Below are 17,725 nucleotides of genomic sequence, written 5' to 3'. Positions count from 1 at the left end.
TTTCCCCTAATTTACTTCCACTTTGCAAAATTGTGTTCAATTTTTTTCAGCAAAAATGATGCGATACCCGTCATTAATAGATAAATTATACCAACTATCACTAAAGGAATTAGTGTTACATCTCTTGCTGTAGCAACATTGCCGGCACGTAAGAGCTCACCCAAACCAATGACATAGACTAAAGAAGTATCTTTAACTAAGTTGATCACTTCATTGCCAATTGAGGGTATAACTATTTTGCTGACCTGAGGAATAATAATATGGCTCAATGTTTGCCAGTAATTTAGTCTTAAAACGCGAGCACTTTCGTATTGACCTACAGGGATTGATTGAAAGCCACCACGGAATATCTCAGCAAAATATGCCGTATAGTTTAAAATAAAGGCGAAAAGTGCTGCATCATAGCGCTCAAAGATGATGCCGACTATAGGCAAACCATAGAAAATAAAAATTAATTGCAGCAGAAGGGGAGTACCCCGCATAATCCAAATGTAAAATTTTAAGATTAATCTTAAGGGCTTAAAATGCGAAAGCAAGCCTAGGCTGACTATAATTCCCAAGGGAATAGAAACAATTAAAGTCCAAAAGAATAAAATTAATGTCATCTTTGCACCTGAAATTAAAGAGGGCATAATTGAAAGGATATAGTTCATTTTTTCTCCTTTTTACTGAAATTAATTTGATTAGAGAGGCTAATAGGGCAACTCTTTTGATACTAGCTCAATTATATAAATTGATTAAAAAAATATGTGAAAAAATATATGTTTTAATCATAACATAGTTTTCGAAATTTTATTTAATTAATATGGAAATTTGTAACTTGCTGATAGTTGATTTAATAAGCATGACATGAAAAAAGCCACTAGCTGTAGCTAATGGCTCTTTAAAATGATTTATGGTTGCTCAATTTGAATAGCTGTGGACTTGTCCCAAGATTTAGGCAATTTACCCATTTCTTTTAGCTTGGCAACGATTTGATCAAGTACAACTTCTCTAGCATGGTCATCAGTCATGAAGTCTAGCTTGTCACCATCTATTTCCATTTTAGGAGAGTAATCGTATTTTTCATACCAGGGTTTGTAGTAACGCAAAAGTCTCTTATAATAATCTTCCAGCGTCGCGTCATAACTCAGCTGTTCGTATGGTCGACCACGTTTTTGAATCCTTTTAATCATAGTGTCATATGAAACCTTAATATGAACCAGAAGATCAGGATTTTTCTTTGGCATGTGCTTAAGTTCACCCATCATATTATTGAGCAGTTCATAATATGTATCAACTTCTTCTTTGGTAGCCCGACCAATGTCTGCATTCATTTGGAAGAAAAGGGCATCTTCATAAATTGAACGATCAAGAACGTTATTATCATCAGTTAATGCATCCTTGATACTACGAAAACGAGTATTTAGGAAAAATACCTGAAGTAAGAATGCATACTTTTTAGGATCGGCATAAAAAAGTGGCAAAACAGGATTGTTATCGACACTCTCATAAAATGGTTTGGTTCCTAAATACTTAGCTAATATACTGGTTAAACTGGATTTACCGGCTCCAATTGGCCCGCTTAAAACAATAACTGTCATCACGTTCCTTCTCTATTCTAAATTGCCTATTGCGTGCAACTTATTATCAATTTGATTTAAAACTTCTTTTTTTGCATCTTCATCGCAGATAAAATCGTATTTATCCCCATCAATTTTAATTTTAGGTGAGGCATCATATTTTTCATACCATGGTTCATAATACTTAATTAACCGTGCGTAGTAGTCTTTTAAACTGGGATCTGTGCTAATTTGTTCAAATGAACGTCCACGTTTTTTTATGCGCTTAAGCATAGTGTCTAGAGAAACGTGAATGTAAATTAGTAAATCTGGCTTTTTGCTGGGATTACCTGGGGTATCTTCCATCATATTTTCGAGTAGACTATCATATATCTTAAACTCAGTTGGATCAGCTACTTTACTGTCCGCGTTCATTTTGAAAAAGAGTGCATCTTCATAAATTGAACGGTCAGATACACTATTTTTTTCACGAATTGCCTGGTTGATTTGTGCTAAACGGTGGTTAAGCAAATAGATATTAAGCAAAAAAGTATAGCGTTTCATGTCTTGGTAATATAAAGGAAGAACAGGATTATTATCTACTCCCTCATAAAAGGCTTGTGTACCTAAGTGCTCAGCTAAAATACTAGTTAAACTGGATTTACCGGCTCCAATTGGCCCACTTAAAACAATAACTTGGATCACGTTCTTTCTTAAATACAATATATAGATTCTTATTTAGTTTAATACGAGATATAGTGGTAGACAAGGAAAAAGTAAATTTAAATTGTAGTGAAAAAGTCAAGTGATTTTGTATAATACAGAAGTAAAAAAGTTGTAGTTATTGTCAAAATTGAAAATTTTAACTTATGATTTTAAACTGTGTTACACGTGAAACTAAAATAAATCCTCAAAATTAAACTAATAGTTATTAACTTGCAATAGAGTTAGAGCATGATGGAAATATTTATTCTATAGCAAGCCGTACAGCTGGCATTTAGCTTTTTTATTGTTAAAGCAAACGAAGCTGAAAGCAGTTGCATGATTTAATTCAATTAAAACATGATAATGATATCTCAACTATGAAACAAAATTTTTTTAAGAATATAAAGCAGTTGCACTATTTATATACTGTTGCGAAGAAATAATTCTAAATATAAAAATTAAAAATAGATTGCTTTTATATTATAAAAACCATAAAATGATAAATAAATTATAAAGGTAGTAGAAAATACTTCAAATAAAAAGGGCAAATTAGTATGTTTCATGCCGTAATTGGTACTTAGGGGATTTTTAGAAGGAATGCTAAAGCCCACAATAATTAAATTATTTGAGAGCCTGCAGCTTTGAAATAGGTCAAAGATTAATGTTCTTTGCAAACTGTTTCTCTCAGGAAGATATGTCATTTTAGTATTAGCTCTAAAAATAGATGTTTTGACAGGAAGTAAATCATGGACGATACTATAACAAAATTTTCGCTTTGGACCTACATTAAATGTAATTCAGGCATGTATGTGATTCTGGCTATTTTCTATTTTGGCCGGAATTTGGCACAAACTGCTGCCAGCATTTTTAAAGGTAATGCACTTACTGCTTTGACTCAGCATAATTTAAACGGCTTTATGATTGATACAGGTTTAAACTTGCTTAGCTGGGGCTTTTTTCTGATTTTCTTTTTTTGTAGTTCACGATATTCTGCTGTAATCATCAAGGCTGTCGATAATTCCATTAGGAACGCATTGGCCCATATAATTGGTCGCCAAGAGTATGAAGACTTCAACAAGCACACGGAAGCTGACTATGTTTCCTGGTTTACTAACGATATTAACCAAATTAATCAAGATGGCTTTTTCAGTTTAGAGCAAACATTTAGCAGTGCGCTTTTGGGCATTATTGCCAGTGTCATCCTGTTTTCTTACCATCCACTCTTATTTGTAACCACTTTGGTTTTTGCTGTTGTTATGATTTTATTTCCCCGTCTTTTTAAGAAAAAGTTGGAACAACTGTCGCAAAAACAAAGCAGGCAAAATGAAGTATTAACGTCAAAAATAACTGATGTTCTTGAGGGCTTTGTCAATCTGCTCACACTTGGTCAGCAGAAATTGCTCAATAAAATAGTTCTTGCGGCATCAGATAAGACTGGACAGGCTCGGGTTAATTACATTACGGAAATGTCCTTTTCTAATGCACTGATTAACCTGATTAGTGTATCTGCTCAAACTATTTTAACTGTTGAATCCGGATACCTGGCCTTTCACAACCAGATTCCAATTGGAGCTATTTTAATTGTTGGTTCAATGTCCGGGAATGTTTTTGGCAGCTTGACAGAAATCAGTATTGATCTAACTTCAATTCGGGCAGTTCAACCTATTTTTGACAAATATAATAAATTAGCTAATACGCAGGAAAAAACAGGGGATAAGAATGTTGCTCCTTTGACTCAGCAAATTGCATTTAGTGACCTTTCGTTCAGCTATCCTAATAGTGACAGACCTATTTTAATGAATGTTGCCGGCAGCATTAAACGAGGCGAACGCGTGGCCATTGTTGGTCCGTCTGGTTGTGGCAAGTCAACCCTGGTAAAATTAATCGGTGGTTTGTTAACAGGTTACCAAGGTTCACTTACTTGGGATAATGATGAATACAACGAACTCAGTTTAAGTTCACTGCACAAGCAGATTGCTTACATTGACCAGTCTGCCTATATTTTTGACGGCAGCCTGCGTTATAACATCACTTTAGATCGTGAGACAACTGAAGAAGAGCTGAAGACTGCGATTAAACGTGCAGGTTTGGGAAAATTTGTCGCTGACAGCGCTAGCGGGCTTGACACTGTTTTAAAACACGCCGGTAACAACATTTCGGGTGGACAAAAGCAACGAATTGCACTGGCACGGCAATTGCTGGGTAATCCGCAGGTTATTTTGGCTGATGAAATTACTTCCGCAATTGATGAAAAAGATGGCCAGAAAATTGAACAAAGTTTACTCAATTTGAATGATATAACTCTAGTCTACATTTCCCATCACTTGCGACCAGAAATTAAAAAGCAGTTTGATCAAGTAATCGAATTGGGATGATAGAATACTAAATCTTTTATTGACCAATTAAATAAGCTGTGAAACTCTAGTCTTTTAGATTATGGGCATAGTGTTTTATGCAGATACAGTCAATGAAGATACTCTTAAATGCAAATGCAGCTATTACCTAATATTATGCAGAAATAAGCGGCAAAATTGATGGCTTCTTAGGAGATATAATGTTTCCACGCACCGCCTTTTAAATGGAATGATAAAAATGAATGATGAACAATTTTTTAAATTAAGAAAAGGATTATAATTAAAAAAGTGTATTATGTTATGTAAAAAATATGCAAACGTATATAAGCTGCTAGTTGGCCGAGTCACGACCAACATCGCCGACAGCCTGTTCTACATGGCGGTGCTCTGGTACTTCAAGGAGACCGGGCACTCACCTTTCATGGTAGCGGTCCTGTTGACCGTTACTTCCGGGATTGACATGGTCTCGTTCGGCTTGGGCCCCCTGATTGACCGCATCTCAATGAAGAAGCTGCTGAACTATTCCACCATCATCCAGGCTGCAATTAGCGCCGCGGTGGTGGGGGTGTTGCAGCTGGGCCAAGGCGACATCAGGGCTGACGCCGTGGTCTTAATTCTTTACACGGCCTCCACGGTTCTTTCAACCATTATTTACCCGGCCGAAACCAAACTGCTGCCGCTGTTTGTCGCGGAAAAAGACATGCTCCACTTCAACGGCCTGTTCCAGGTGACCTACGGCGTTTTGGACTTAGTTCTGGACGGTTTTGCCACCTTTCTGATTGCGACAACGTCAATCAGCATGACCGTGGTCATCTCCGGCGTGGTTTTTGCGCTGGCCCTGCTGACCTACGGGCGCCTGCAGATTAACGCCCTGGCCAAGGACGTCTTGGAGAGTGAGGAGTACTTCACCGGCTCCTACTGGAAGGACCTACGCGTCGGCTGGCAGACGCTGAAGGATGAAAAGAACATCCTGGAACTGATCCTGCCACTTTGCGTCGTCAACTTCTTCTACGGCATTTTCGACGTGGGCCTGCCGTATTTTGGGCAGAGCTACGTTCATGACTCGGCAATCGGCTACGGCGGCTTGCTGATGGCATCGTCTCTGGGCGGCATCGCCGGTGCCTTCCTGGTGCAGCACTTCAAGCTGGGCAAGAAGAGCATGGAATTGTTCATCGCAATTTGCTTTGTGGGTGCTGGCATCTTCCGCCTCCTGGTTCCGCTGACGGCGGATCTGAGCGTCCTACTCATCCTGCTGAACTCGGCCGTCTCCTCTTTGTGGCTCACCATGATGAACACGGACTTTGAGGCCCTGGTGCAGGTCAGCTTCTCGTCTGCGGTGCTGGGGCGCATCGAGACCATCAACGACAGCATCCTGTCCGTCATGATTCCACTCGGGACGATGGCGGGGGGACTGGTGGTTGACCGGCTGGGCGCAATCAGCACGCAGTACATTTACGGCGTTACGCTCCTGCTCGCGGCGGTCTACTACCTCGGCGTGGTCAGGCACAAGGCCAAGAAGTAAAAAGAATCCGCATGGCATTAACATGATTATTCATCAGATTCTGTTGCTATAGTTTGGTGATGTTTTGATTGAGCATTCAGACTAAAAATAGATATGCCCCTTGAAATTAAAGTAGTTTAATAATTTCTAGTTAAGGACTAACTTCCGATATTAAATCGGGGTTAGTCCTTTCAGCTTGCTTGTTTCGGTAAAGGTAAGTTCTTGAAGGTCTGTTCAAAGCCGTAGAACATATTCCACTTTAAGGTGCCAAAGGAAGCCTACCACACACCCGATGAATTATATGAAAGAAGATTAGATTGTATCTATCAGATCAAGTAGGGTATTCAACTTAAAATTGCAATTTTCGAAATTAAGAAAGATACTAGATTTTTTTAAAAAACAAGCTCCGACAGCTATTATTGAAGAGAATGTAAATAGCGTTGAAAATTTTAAAACAGAATCTGCTGATGAGTATAATAGAGCAAAAAGTTATCTTGGCGAAAATAATAATTCGTTTAAATCTTTTCATGTAAGTGTGGATTCCGCAAGAGATTTCTTGTGTTTATTGAATTTGCTGGGTGCAATACATGCAAATTTTAATATACGTTCAAAGCCTTTTATAATAGAAGGAGAAGAAAACAGCAAGGCGCTAAAAAGAGAGAACGACTATTATAACAACTGGATGGAGTGTTTTTCAAACTATGAATTTATGATAGTTGATTTTGATGAAACTGCTTTAGACCAGGATCAATATTACGGTTAATTTCATTAATTCATAAAAGGCAGTAGAGTTATGAAATGACCCCCAAATTTAGGACAAATTTGGAGGCTATTTTTATGACTAAATTATCTAAACAAGATAAAATTAAAATCAAACTAAAAGGACTAACTCCGATTGGAATATCGGCAATTAGTCCTTAGTTAACAACTAATATAAAGTGTCCTAATTTTAGGGTTCACATCAAAATTATGCTATACTTCTTTTCTCGTGAGTTCATAATTTACTTGTTCTCAGACATGCACTTTATAAATTTTGTGTTTGCAGATTGAAATTATGTTTATTATTTAACTCTAGATTCTTTAGATTCCTTTTTCTTTTCTTCGGCTTTATCTTGAACCTTGTCTTTTTGATCGCTAATTTTATCCTTAGTGTCACTAGCAGCCCCGGTGATACGGTCTTGTAAGCTGACAGAATCTTTTTCGTGTTGCTCTTTAGTTTTAATATCAACTACAGTAACATTGACTTCAACAGTATCAAGACCAGTCATTTCTTTGACTTTTTCTTGAATTTTTTGCTTAATTTGATCATATAGTTTAGTAATATCAACGCCATATTCTGCAACAATTTCAATGTCAACAGCTACTTGTTTTTTACCAACTTCAACGTTTACACCTGAAGTGACATCATCGCTGTTGACAATTTTATCAGCGATATTTGAGAAAAAGCCACCATTAACAGTTAATAAACCTTTAATATCTGATAAAGCAATACCAACAATTTTTTGAATTACTTTTGAATCGTATTTTAAGTCACCTTTAACTTCTGGTTTTGAACTACCTTGATTTGAACTTGATTGTACCATATTGCATATACTCCTTATATAAATTATTTATTTTGCAGCATTTTTTTGAACACTGGCCAGTAATGTCCAACCAAAAAGCCGCAGACTAACATCACGATGACAAAAATAGTTTTGAAAAATCCCAGTACCAAAAAGCATAATGCTAGTAAAACACCAATTACAGCACCGCTTATTTCTGGGAGGTATTTTTTGTATTCTTCTTTCATCTTAACCTCCTTCATTGAACGCGCTTTTCAGGTTTATCACCCTTGTGATAATTGATAAACTTGATTTTAATTTTTGGTTTTTGCTCAATTCCTAGCAACTGCTTCAGATTCTTTTTTAATTCTTCAAGATAATCGTCAAGTAGGACGGCAATGTTTTCACCTGGACCCAAGTCACCGCCAATTTTAATTTTAATCCGGCGTCCTGTTAACTTAGAACTGACTTTTGCATTATTTAAGTAAGGCAAGTCAGCAAGTGAATTCATTACATAGCTATTAATGGCTTTTGAAGTAACCTTAACTTGACCATCACGTTTATGAATTAAATTAAAGTTTCTCTGGACTGGCCAGAATAGGATGACAATTAAACTAACAATTAGTATTATAAAAACAATTAGACTGATACCAATTAAATACCAGGCAAATATTGGATTAAGAGAACCTAAATGCGGTAGTTTAATCTTTAAATATTTTTGCCAGAAACTACTGGTTTCCCATATTAAATAACAAGGCAAAGGTAGTAGTAACAACATGCATAATACCAATAGCCATTTTTTACTCCTTTTCAACTTATCACCATCCTCTCATGGTTCATCTTAATAATAATACTGATTATTTTAACAGACTAATAATATGCACCGTATGTATACAATAATAGTTTGTAAAATAGCACACAAAAAATGCGATGCATTACGCATCGCATTTTTGTATATCATTTGAATTAATTAGTTAGAATATTTTGCACCTAATTTATTTGCTGCAGCTTGATCAACAATCAAAGTTACATTTTCATGCTTTTGCAAAATTGAAGCTGGGACTTCTTCAGTTACTGGACCTTCAACCATCTTTTGAACAGCTTCAGCTTTATTATCACCAAAAGCCATAATGACGATTTCTTTGGCAGACATAATGTTTGCAATACCCATGCAAATTGCTGATTTAGGTACTTCGTCAATATTATTGAAGAAACGAGAATTGGCTTTAATAGTATTCTCTGTTAATTGCACTTCGTGTGTAACAGAATCAAATGATGTACCTGGTTCGTTAAACGCAATGTGGCCATTTTGACCTAAGCCTAATAGCTGAATATCAATTGGATTTTCAGCGATAATTTTATTATAGTCAGCAGAAGTTCCTTCTGGATCTTTAATAGCTTTAATTCCATCAGGAATATACGAGTGTTTGAATGGTTTTTTAGCAAACAGATTCTTTTGCATAAAATAGTGATAGCTCTGATCATTATCAGGAGTTAAACCTACATATTCATCAAGGTTAATACTAATTAAATTGCTGTTATCTAGATTACTCTCGGTCCATTCCTGGTAGAGAGTTACAGGAGTCGATCCAGTTGCTAACCCAATAACTTTGCTGCCACTGTTAATAATATTCTTAAATATTTCAAAACCTTTTTTACTGCCGTTAGTCTTGTCACTTGAGATAATAACTTTCATTTTATTTGCCCCTCCATAATCGTTATCTCAATTATAAATTGGTATATGCCAATTTGTCAACAAACTTAGTAATAATAGCAGGTATTGTTTTTGGTAAATAAAAAAGTTCAACTAATGCTTGTTTCACATGTAACATTAATTGAACTTTTTTAAAAATTTTATTCGCTTCTTAAAGCAATAGCAGCATCTTTTTTAGCAGCCATACGTGCAGGTAAGTGTCCGCCAAGCATTGTTAGAACTGTTGAAATAAGGATTAGTATTAAAGCATGTACTGGATTAAGTTGGGCAACGTTAGCTAAATCTGTGATGGAGTATAAAAGACTGTTAATGGGGAAGACTAGCAGCCAGGCAACGACTACTCCCAAAATTCCAGAAAAGACACCCAGAATGAATGTTTCAGCATCAAACACTCTGGTGATATCTTTCTTACGGGCTCCTAAAGCCTTTAAAATACCAATTTCTTTCGTTCTTTCAAGAACAGAAGTATAAGTTAAAATGCCGATCATGATCATTGAAGTTACTAACGAAATAGCAGCAAATGCAACTAATACGGTAGTAATCCCATTAAGTAAGCCACCAGTCATTGAGGTAACGGCACTAGACATGTCAGTATAAATAATTTTATTCTTTCTTTTTTTACCCCGATTCCATTTATCTAAATAATCAAGCACTTTATCTTTAGCATCAAAATCGTTGGGATAAATCATGATACTCGTTGGAATGGTTGAACCACCAATTGATTGCAGCATCTGTTTCTTTTCTCGGGCATTCATATCTTGTCCGGTCATTACATTTTGTTCTGCCTTCTTCTGGGCTCGTACTATTTCTGATTTTTTATTCTTCTTGATAATGTTTTGAGTTAGCTGATCGCTGTAAGCAATTCCTGAAGACAGGAGTGCCATAGAATTCTCATCTTTTGGCCTAATGACACCTACAATTTGCATTTGGGTTTTACTATTGTCATACATAGAATTACTGATTTTTTGCGGAATAAACATTCCTGTTGGCAATTTTTGGTAATAGTCATCGTTGTCGACAACTTTAAATTTTTTCCCAACAAATTTTTGATAATTTAACTTCTCACCGGCCTTAGCTTTCAAGCCCAAGTTTTTAATAATATTAATGTTTAATTTGTTTTCATTATCTGTTACTAAGACCAAGTCTGTAGCCTTATGTGGCCATGCACCAGACAAAAGTTGATAATTTTCTTTAAGGAAATTGCTTTTACTGGAATTAAGTGTAGTAGGAAACACTGATGAGCCTAATCCGGTGGCACTAATTGCTTGCATTCGCATTTGTGCAGCTGCTTGAGAGCTATCTGAACTTGTTGAAATAGGAGAGAATTGGACACGCTTAATTTTATTTTTGCTGCGAGTGAGCAAATTCATGTTAATCCCGCGCTGATAGGAAATATTGTTAGCATAATTGGGATTTATTTTTTTGATGTAATTAACGTATTCTGGATTAATCTTATTTTGATGAGTTGATTCCTGCATCTTATCTTTTTCAACGGTTAAATAACCCCGGTTTTTAACATTCTTTTCAGATTCGTTCCGGTCTGCAACACTACTGGCATCAGTAGCAGTTTGGTTGATTGTCACAGGATATTTAGCCAATGCTTTACTCATGGTCGTATCAATTTGCTTTTGAAAGCCATTGGATAACGCTAAAACGACGGCAATAGAAATAATACCGATACTTGAAGCAAAAGCAGTTAAAGTTGTTCTGCCTTTTTTAGTCATAATATTGGTAAAGCTTAATTTAATAGCATTCCAATATGACATTTTAGTACGCTTTAATTTAAAAGTATCTTTTTCTTCTTCAGGAATAAAAGGATTGGAATCATTTAAAATTTTTCCATCCTGAAAGTTAACTATTCGGGTAGCATATTCCTGAGCTAACTTGGGATTGTGCGTAACCATAACTACCAAGCGGTCTTTTGACAGCTCTTTAATTAACTTCATAATCTGCTCAGAGGTTTCAGTATCAAGAGCGCCAGTGGGTTCGTCGCAAAGCAAAATATCGGGATTATTGGCTAAAGCCCGGGCAATAGCTACACGTTGCATTTGACCACCCGACAATTGGTTAGGATTTTTAGAAATATGTTCTTTCAAACCGACTTGAGTTAAAGCGTCTATTGCTCTTTTGCGTCGTTCTGAGGCAGAAACTCCAGATAAATTCATCCCTAATTCAACATTGGCAATAATTGACAAGTGTGAGATTAAGTTATAATTCTGAAAAACAAAGCCGACAGAATTATTTCGATATGCATCCCAGTCAGTTTCCTTGAAATTCTTAGTAGATTTGCCATTAATAATGAGATCGCCGCTATCATAGCGATCAAGTCCACCGACAACATTTAATAACGTAGTTTTACCGGAACCGCTGGGACCTAAAATTGCAACAAATTCTTGGTTACGAAATGATATAGAAACATCGTCAAGTGCATGAGTAACCGTATCACCGACATGGTATGATTTACGTAAATCTTTTAATTGTAACATGTCTTTTTCTCTTTCTTTTAATAATTAATTAATAAGAGATAGTTTAACATTTATGAAAGAGTAACGCCAAAATATGATGGTTATTATCTTTGAATTATTTAGTGGATGATACCAGTAAAATCAAATAGAGCATAAATAGCAAAGAAAAGAATAATTAAAAATATGGCGACTAGATGTCGTTTCTTTTTAAGCAGTAAAACTGCAGCAAATTCACGCACAATTGCGTTTGGTAGAAAGTAAAGACGTGTATAGCATCCTACACCATTTGCATTTAGATCAGCTGCTTTTGCATAGAGGGAAGCTCTAAAAATATGGTAATTATTGCTAAAAAATTTTGCCTTGTAATTTTTACTGCCGAAATCTTTTGCAGCAACTGCGGCTGAAAATTTCATATTTTGGTATGTATTTTTGGAATTATCTTCTAATAAAATGTCTTTTGGCTCTATACCGCGAGCTATTGCATATTCTGTCATTGCTTGAGCTTCAGAAACTTTTTCATCTACACCTTTACCACCAGACATAATAAATTTAGGCATTTTCCGTCCTTTAGTGACTTGCTTTTGAGCATATTCAATAGCACGATTAATTCGACTGGCTAATAGTGGGGTGACTTGTTCACCGTGAGACAACCCAGCTCCTAAAACGATTAAATAGTCTTGGTTATATTGTCTAGGAACAATTTGGTAAAAGGTTAAATTAACCAAAAAGTTGTATGCGACAAAAAGAAGGTAGTCTAATATAGCTGTTGGCGCATATAGCAAAATTCTAACCCAAGAGGGCAAATTTCTAAAAGGACCAACTAGTGCAACTAACCAAACAACAATTATGCCAATACCGATAAAAAGAGTTAATAAGTTTGATAGGGTATGACTTTCACGTTTCCATACGATATAAGCATTCCATAGAAAAAATAGCCATGAAAAAGCTGCTAACAAAGTAATTGTTGCCACAAATAACACTATCAGAATTTCGTATGTCAGAATGAGAGGTCTCAAACTAGTAGATAAAATCATCACGGTCAGCCAAACGCCAAATGCCAATAAAAAAATAGTAAAAAGAATGCCATTAAGCAGTCTTCTAGGTTCTTTTAGCCAAGAAATTAGAAAAACTGCAAAAGTTGCTAGCATAATAAGTGAAAGAATTATAAATGAGCGGTTTTGATTTAATACTTCAAAAATTCTAATCATAATATCCTACCTTAGGTTTAAAGCTAAGTCTATTATAATAAAGATGAATAAAAAGTCATAGTAAATTAAAATATGATAGAATAATAAAGTTATTTCCCAGGAAATAGCTTACCACCATAATTGAAATTAAATTTTTAAAGATAAGATGACATTGCGAAAAAACGGTCAAAGTTGCTTTTACTTATAGTTTGAAAAGAGTGAAATGAATGAAAAATTTTTTCTATTTTTTGGGGAATGTAATTACAATAATAGCCTCTTTTATAATTTATAGCGTAGTGCAACAATTTTATTTTTACCCTTACAGGTTAAGAAGAGAACTGCACTTAGGAAATATCTCTTTTATCCTGCTAACTATGATAATTACCGCAATAGCTTTATTAATATTGTTTTATTTATATCTTTTGCAATTAAAACATAGAAATGAACGTAATTATAATAGCAGACCACACTGGCAGTTTAAGAAGATATTACTTTCCCTTTTAGGCGTAATAATGTTGATTATAGTTAGTGCGACCATACAGTTGGCACTAGGTTTTAATTCGGATCAAACTTCAACTAATCAGAATCTTTTAGATCAATTTTCTCATCAAGCAGGAAACTTTTTTCCGGTGATGGTAATATTTATAGGCCCAGTATTTGAAGAATTTATTTTTCGTGGCTTTTTCTTTAACACTTTCTTTTACAAAAATTCGAATTTAAATAAATGGTTAGGCATTCTTTTCAGTGGACTTATCTTTGGATATGTACATGATCCTGGACTTACGAAATATATACTGGTCTATTGGGCATTAGGCTGTGTATTAGCCTGGGTTTACACAAGTACCAGAGATTTGCGCTATTCAATGTTATCTCATATGATTTTTAATGCATTAGGATTCATATAAAAAACCTGATAAACTGATGCTTAATAGGCAATGTAGTTTATCAGGCTTTTTTAATGTAAGAATATTTTTGAAAGTTAATTTGTAGTGCTAATTCCTGTTTGTTCTGGATTTTTAGGAGTAGTTTTTGCTAAAAGAGCCAAGCTAATGGAAATCATATCAACCACTTCCTGCAAAATTGCTCCCCAAAATGCAGGGATAATACCAGTAAATGCAATTAATTCGATGATAACTACGATTGTAATAGCAGTTAATACATCAATATTGGCAACTTTCATAGTATGTTTAGAAATTGCTACAGCATCATTAATTTTGGACAAGTCGTTTACCATGATAATGGCATCTGCACTTTCACTGGCGGCAGATGCACCTTTGGCTCCCATGGCTATACCGACATCTGCAGCTGACAAACTAGGGGCGTCATTAATGCCGTCACCAGTCATAACTACTGGTCTCTGATCTTGCGGAACATTTTTAATTGCAGCTATCTTTTCAGCGGGTAACAGACTATAGCGTATATCATGCACTCCAACTGTTTGTCCAATTTTATCAGCCACATCTTTGTGGTCTCCTGTCAACATCATAATGTGTGCATTACTTTGACGTTTCAAACGTGCTATTGTCTCAGCACTTTCAGGACGAACTTGATCCTTAAATGTAATGTAACCGGCATACTCATCGTCAATTGAAATATAAACTGCGGTAGCGTTGACTGTCGCAGCTTTTTCGTGTGGGTTAACATAGTCTAACTTACCGACTTTCACTAAATGTCCCTCGACAATGCCGCTAATGCCTTGACCAGTTGATTCTTTGATATTTGTAGCCGGTTTTAAAAGGTTCTTATCAGCTACATTGACCAGTGAATTAGCGATAATATGACTAGATTGTTGTTCAACGCTGGTAGCGTAACTTTGCAGGGTTTCTGGACTATAACTACTATTATTGGCAGGTATTATTTCATCGATTACCAACTGATTTTCAGTTAAAGTACCTGTTTTATCAAAAGCAAAAGTTTTTGCTGTAGCCAGTTTTTCTAAAGTGGGACCGGACTTAACTATAATATGATGCTTGGACATGGAACTCATGCCGGATACCAGTGCAACTGGTGCGGCAATTAGTAATGGACAAGGTGAAGCCACAACCATGACTTCTGCAAAGTTCACAGGATTGCCCGAATGGATCCAGGCAGCGATTCCTATTACCAGGGAAATAATGGTAAATGGAACAGCGTAGCGGTCAGCCATTTTTACAAACTTGGCCGGTTTTGCCTGCGATGATTCGACAAGTGAAACAATTGTCTGATATTCAGAATCGCTCGCTTTTTTAGTGACAGCCATTTCTACCGCCACGCTGCCATTAATCGAGCCAGACATTAATTCATCGCCGGTTTTTTTAGCAACCGGCACAGATTCTCCTGTTAATGATGACTGGTCAAAACTAGATTCACCACTAACTACTTTACCATCAACTGGAACTTGTTCACCTGGTTTAATTAAAACGTGATCTCCAATTTTTAGTTGCTCAACGTCAACAGAAACTAGTTCATTGTTCACAATTTTGTTGGCAATAGTAGGTGAATTGCTTAAAAGAGAGCGTAGTTCTTTATCTGCTTGTCCAGTAGCATAGTCTTCTAATGTTTGACCACCAGTCATCATGACTAAAATCATCCATTCAGCCCAAATGTCACCAATCAGTATAGTGGAAACAACGGCGATAACAGCCAAAATATCAACGCCATAACGTCCGGATTTAAAATCACTGGCGATTTCGGCAAGTAAAGAAATTGCCATCATTATACCTACAATATCGATTAATACTGCTTGAATAGGGAACTGCAAGTTTCCTATTTGAAAAAGACTTTTGGTCTTTAAGCCGAATTGGCAAAAAAGACCTATTATCCCAATTGCTAATACAAGAATAAATTTCCATTGGCGTTTAAAACTCATTAATAGTAGCCTCCCGTAAGTTAAACTAATTATTATGTTTTCTATTTTAACACTAAATACTCAATTTTATTTAGAATAAGTCTAAATTAGATGCAAATTAATATAAAAAAAGAAGGTAATTTTTACCTTCTTTAAATTAGTGATCTTTTAGTTTAATAATCTTGTTGAACTGAGTTTCGGTTTTTACTGGCTTAGCTTTAGACGTAAATTTAGAATTTTTAATTTCAGGGAAATCATTTTCATCCTTAGAGGGTTGAATATGAAAAATTTTAGTCCTTCCTAAAGAATCAATTATATCTGTAGATGACATTGTAATAAAGTTGTCATTGTCACCATGGTCATCAGTTTCTGCAAAATAATGGTTAATTTTTGCAATTCCTTTTTCTGAAAAATGTTCTTCGTGAGCCAAATCTAGAAGAAGGGCATGCAAACGAGTAGCTGATACCAATTCATGCTGCAATATTATAAAAATCCAGGAAAAATTGGAATCCATTGATTTAAAACGTTTTGTAACTTTGTCTTTATAGAACGCATCAGTGATTTTAGCCGCTTCTTCCATATTATCTGCGTTTTGTGCCAGCTTCTTTAGTTGGGACACCAATTCAGATTTCTCTTCAAGTGAAAGCTCTTGATCATTTGGGTAAGTCCAATTTTTTATAATTGCGCTTATCAAAAATGTCAATTGCGCAGAAATTGTTTTACTTGCCATAATAGTGCTCTTCTTTTCTGATTATTTAAGGAATATCCATTGCTTCTTTTAACTAACTCGGCAAGGCGTTATTTAATTTTGAAAATAAAATGATTATATTCAATAAATATATATATATCAAAAAATAAATATTAAACTAAAATCAATTTTTAACATTGTATTAACCAAATAGCTGGATTACCAAATAAAAGTACTGGTGTTTCCCTATTAATGATTATTATAGCTTAAATTGTAATAAAGTACACTAAAAAGGAATAAACAAAAATAAATTTTCAGTATATTTTATAACAGCTTATCTTTGGTAATGGGAATAACTTTATATTCTTTCTCAAAATTATGAGAAATGTAATTAAAAGCTTTAATCCATTCACGCCTGGTTAATAGTCCTTGGAAAACGCCATAGTCATCAACTACAGGTAAAAAAGCATTGTCAACTAACAGATGGAGTTGGGTTTCCAATGTAGTCTGAACAAAGTTGATTTTATCAAATTTGGTTTGCATCACATCTCGAACTAATAATTTATTTAAAGGCTCAAGTGAAATGCTATCTGTTTCCATCATTTTATCTGTGATCATTGCTAAGCTTAATAAGCCAACAACACGATTTTTACGGTCAAGTACTGGTATTTTTGAGTATTTTACACGGGTTAGAATCATAAAAGCGTGATACAAGGGGTTGTCATCTTCGACGAATGCAATGCGAGAAGCAGGAATAATGAATGAACCTGATTTTTCTTCTAGTAAGTGTTTTATTGTGGGTGAGAACATTAAATATAACCTTTCGTAATGAGAACAATGGGTAGCTAAATTTATACTATAACAAAGAAAAAAGGCTCGCAAGTTGTGCGAGCCTGTTAGTTTTCATCTACTTTGAAGGAGTAAGAATGAATGAAATAAAAAAGTGGGAGTATGTAGTAAGTTTTGCTATTGCTTACTACATTTAAAATGATATCTCTAAAATATGAAGTTAAAGTAGAAAAACTCTTATAAAAGAGTAAAGAATTTCTTTAGAACTGTTTAAGAGCATAGAAAAACTCACGTAACGCACGTGAGTCGAAAGGGATAGATATGAAAATGACCTGTAAAGTCATTTCGGTTTTTTCATTATTATACTTGGAGGAGTATGAATGAAAAACAAAAAGTTGAGTGTGATATAAGAA

The 17,725-nt window shown here is 35.3% G+C and carries 16 protein-coding genes; 4 read left to right on the top strand and 12 right to left on the bottom strand.

What is annotated here, in order from left to right; all coding sequences use genetic code 11:
• Positions 1-11: 11 nt before the first annotated feature.
• The 3 genes from JF76_RS09690 to JF76_RS09680 all read right to left on the bottom strand — a co-directional run bounded on the left by JF76_RS09690 (position 12) and on the right by JF76_RS09680 (position 2,246).
• Entirely contained in the window at positions 12-653 is a 642-nt protein-coding gene (locus tag JF76_RS09690; protein ID WP_045928853.1) for an amino acid ABC transporter permease, read from the bottom strand.
• Positions 654-893: 240 nt separating this feature from the next.
• On the bottom strand, positions 894-1,583 hold the full coding sequence (locus JF76_RS09685; RefSeq protein ID WP_045928852.1) for a deoxynucleoside kinase: 690 nt from the start codon (positions 1,581-1,583) through the stop codon (positions 894-896).
• A gap of 12 nt (positions 1,584-1,595) precedes the next feature.
• Positions 1,596-2,246: a deoxynucleoside kinase gene (locus JF76_RS09680; protein WP_045928851.1), complete on the bottom strand. Its 651-nt coding sequence runs from the start codon at positions 2,244-2,246 to the stop codon at positions 1,596-1,598.
• Between the two features lie 746 nt (positions 2,247-2,992).
• Between JF76_RS09680 and JF76_RS09675 the strand changes: the two genes are divergently transcribed.
• From JF76_RS09675 to JF76_RS09665, 3 genes are all read left to right on the top strand, one after another.
• Positions 2,993-4,621, top strand: a complete 1,629-nt coding sequence (locus JF76_RS09675) for an ABC transporter ATP-binding protein (RefSeq protein WP_052697124.1) — start codon at positions 2,993-2,995, stop codon at positions 4,619-4,621.
• Between the two features lie 274 nt (positions 4,622-4,895).
• Positions 4,896-6,122 carry an MFS transporter gene (locus JF76_RS09670; protein ID WP_045928850.1) on the top strand — a complete coding sequence of 409 codons (1,227 nt, stop codon included), beginning with the start codon at positions 4,896-4,898 and terminating at the stop codon, positions 6,120-6,122.
• Between the two features lie 334 nt (positions 6,123-6,456).
• Positions 6,457-6,864, top strand: coding sequence for a hypothetical protein (locus JF76_RS09665; RefSeq protein WP_045928849.1), 408 nt, complete (start codon positions 6,457-6,459; stop codon positions 6,862-6,864).
• A 298-nt stretch (positions 6,865-7,162) separates the two neighbouring features.
• Here JF76_RS09665 and JF76_RS09660 read toward each other — a convergent pair whose 3' ends face one another.
• From JF76_RS09660 to JF76_RS09635, 6 genes are all read right to left on the bottom strand, one after another.
• Positions 7,163-7,693: an Asp23/Gls24 family envelope stress response protein gene (locus tag JF76_RS09660; RefSeq protein WP_379854803.1), complete on the bottom strand. Its 531-nt coding sequence runs from the start codon at positions 7,691-7,693 to the stop codon at positions 7,163-7,165.
• 14 nt (positions 7,694-7,707) lie between these two features.
• On the bottom strand, positions 7,708-7,890 hold the full coding sequence (locus JF76_RS09655; protein WP_045928847.1) for a DUF2273 domain-containing protein: 183 nt from the start codon (positions 7,888-7,890) through the stop codon (positions 7,708-7,710).
• 11 nt (positions 7,891-7,901) lie between these two features.
• On the bottom strand, positions 7,902-8,456 hold the full coding sequence (gene amaP / locus JF76_RS09650) for an alkaline shock response membrane anchor protein AmaP (RefSeq protein ID WP_147446241.1): 555 nt from the start codon (positions 8,454-8,456) through the stop codon (positions 7,902-7,904).
• A gap of 156 nt (positions 8,457-8,612) precedes the next feature.
• Positions 8,613-9,338, bottom strand: a complete 726-nt coding sequence (locus JF76_RS09645; RefSeq protein WP_045928845.1) for a glucosamine-6-phosphate deaminase — start codon at positions 9,336-9,338, stop codon at positions 8,613-8,615.
• Positions 9,339-9,496: 158 nt separating this feature from the next.
• Positions 9,497-11,842 carry an ABC transporter ATP-binding protein/permease gene (locus JF76_RS09640; protein ID WP_045928844.1) on the bottom strand — a complete coding sequence of 782 codons (2,346 nt, stop codon included), beginning with the start codon at positions 11,840-11,842 and terminating at the stop codon, positions 9,497-9,499.
• A gap of 98 nt (positions 11,843-11,940) precedes the next feature.
• Complete coding sequence (locus JF76_RS09635) at positions 11,941-13,032, bottom strand: YdcF family protein (RefSeq protein ID WP_045928843.1); 1,092 nt, start codon at positions 13,030-13,032, stop codon at positions 11,941-11,943.
• 203 nt (positions 13,033-13,235) lie between these two features.
• Here JF76_RS09635 and JF76_RS09630 point away from each other — a divergent pair, with 203 nt between their 5' ends.
• Positions 13,236-13,913, top strand: coding sequence for a CPBP family intramembrane glutamic endopeptidase (locus JF76_RS09630; RefSeq protein ID WP_045928842.1), 678 nt, complete (start codon positions 13,236-13,238; stop codon positions 13,911-13,913).
• A 74-nt stretch (positions 13,914-13,987) separates the two neighbouring features.
• Here the strand turns inward: JF76_RS09630 and JF76_RS09625 are convergent, their stop codons facing one another.
• The 3 genes from JF76_RS09625 to cbpB all read right to left on the bottom strand — a co-directional run bounded on the left by JF76_RS09625 (position 13,988) and on the right by cbpB (position 17,333).
• Positions 13,988-15,856, bottom strand: a complete 1,869-nt coding sequence (locus JF76_RS09625) for a heavy metal translocating P-type ATPase (RefSeq protein WP_045928841.1) — start codon at positions 15,854-15,856, stop codon at positions 13,988-13,990.
• A 136-nt stretch (positions 15,857-15,992) separates the two neighbouring features.
• Positions 15,993-16,565, bottom strand: a complete 573-nt coding sequence (locus JF76_RS09620) for a hypothetical protein (RefSeq protein ID WP_045928840.1) — start codon at positions 16,563-16,565, stop codon at positions 15,993-15,995.
• 282 nt (positions 16,566-16,847) lie between these two features.
• The gene (cbpB, locus tag JF76_RS09615) at positions 16,848-17,333 is read right to left on the bottom strand and encodes a cyclic-di-AMP-binding protein CbpB (RefSeq protein ID WP_034978546.1); all 486 of its coding nucleotides are present in this window, start codon (positions 17,331-17,333) and stop codon (positions 16,848-16,850) included.
• Between the last annotated feature and the right edge of the window lie 392 nt (positions 17,334-17,725).

Origin of the sequence: Lactobacillus kullabergensis (genome assembly GCF_000967195.1) — a bacterium.
In the GTDB taxonomy this organism is placed as follows: domain Bacteria; phylum Bacillota; class Bacilli; order Lactobacillales; family Lactobacillaceae; genus Lactobacillus; species Lactobacillus kullabergensis.
Note: the sequence above shows the minus strand (reverse complement) of the source record. Positions and strands in the feature narration are given on the sequence as shown.

Bases quoted from the DNA above. Each gene is read 5' to 3' on its own strand.
- cbpB (WP_034978546.1), bottom strand. From the start codon at position 17,333: ATGTTCTCACCCACAATAAAACACTTACTAGAAGAAAAATCAGGTTCA.
- JF76_RS09620 (WP_045928840.1), bottom strand. From the start codon at position 16,565: ATGGCAAGTAAAACAATTTCTGCGCAATTGACATTTTTGATAAGCGCA.
- JF76_RS09685 (WP_045928852.1), bottom strand. From the start codon at position 1,583: ATGACAGTTATTGTTTTAAGCGGGCCAATTGGAGCCGGTAAATCCAGT.
- JF76_RS09670 (WP_045928850.1), top strand. From the start codon at position 4,896: ATGTTATGTAAAAAATATGCAAACGTATATAAGCTGCTAGTTGGCCGA.
- JF76_RS09625 (WP_045928841.1), bottom strand. From the start codon at position 15,856: ATGAGTTTTAAACGCCAATGGAAATTTATTCTTGTATTAGCAATTGGG.
- JF76_RS09690 (WP_045928853.1), bottom strand. From the start codon at position 653: ATGAACTATATCCTTTCAATTATGCCCTCTTTAATTTCAGGTGCAAAG.
- JF76_RS09675 (WP_052697124.1), top strand. From the start codon at position 2,993: ATGGACGATACTATAACAAAATTTTCGCTTTGGACCTACATTAAATGT.
- JF76_RS09645 (WP_045928845.1), bottom strand. From the start codon at position 9,338: ATGAAAGTTATTATCTCAAGTGACAAGACTAACGGCAGTAAAAAAGGT.
- JF76_RS09655 (WP_045928847.1), bottom strand. From the start codon at position 7,890: ATGAAAGAAGAATACAAAAAATACCTCCCAGAAATAAGCGGTGCTGTA.
- JF76_RS09630 (WP_045928842.1), top strand. From the start codon at position 13,236: ATGAAAAATTTTTTCTATTTTTTGGGGAATGTAATTACAATAATAGCC.
- JF76_RS09640 (WP_045928844.1), bottom strand. From the start codon at position 11,842: ATGTTACAATTAAAAGATTTACGTAAATCATACCATGTCGGTGATACG.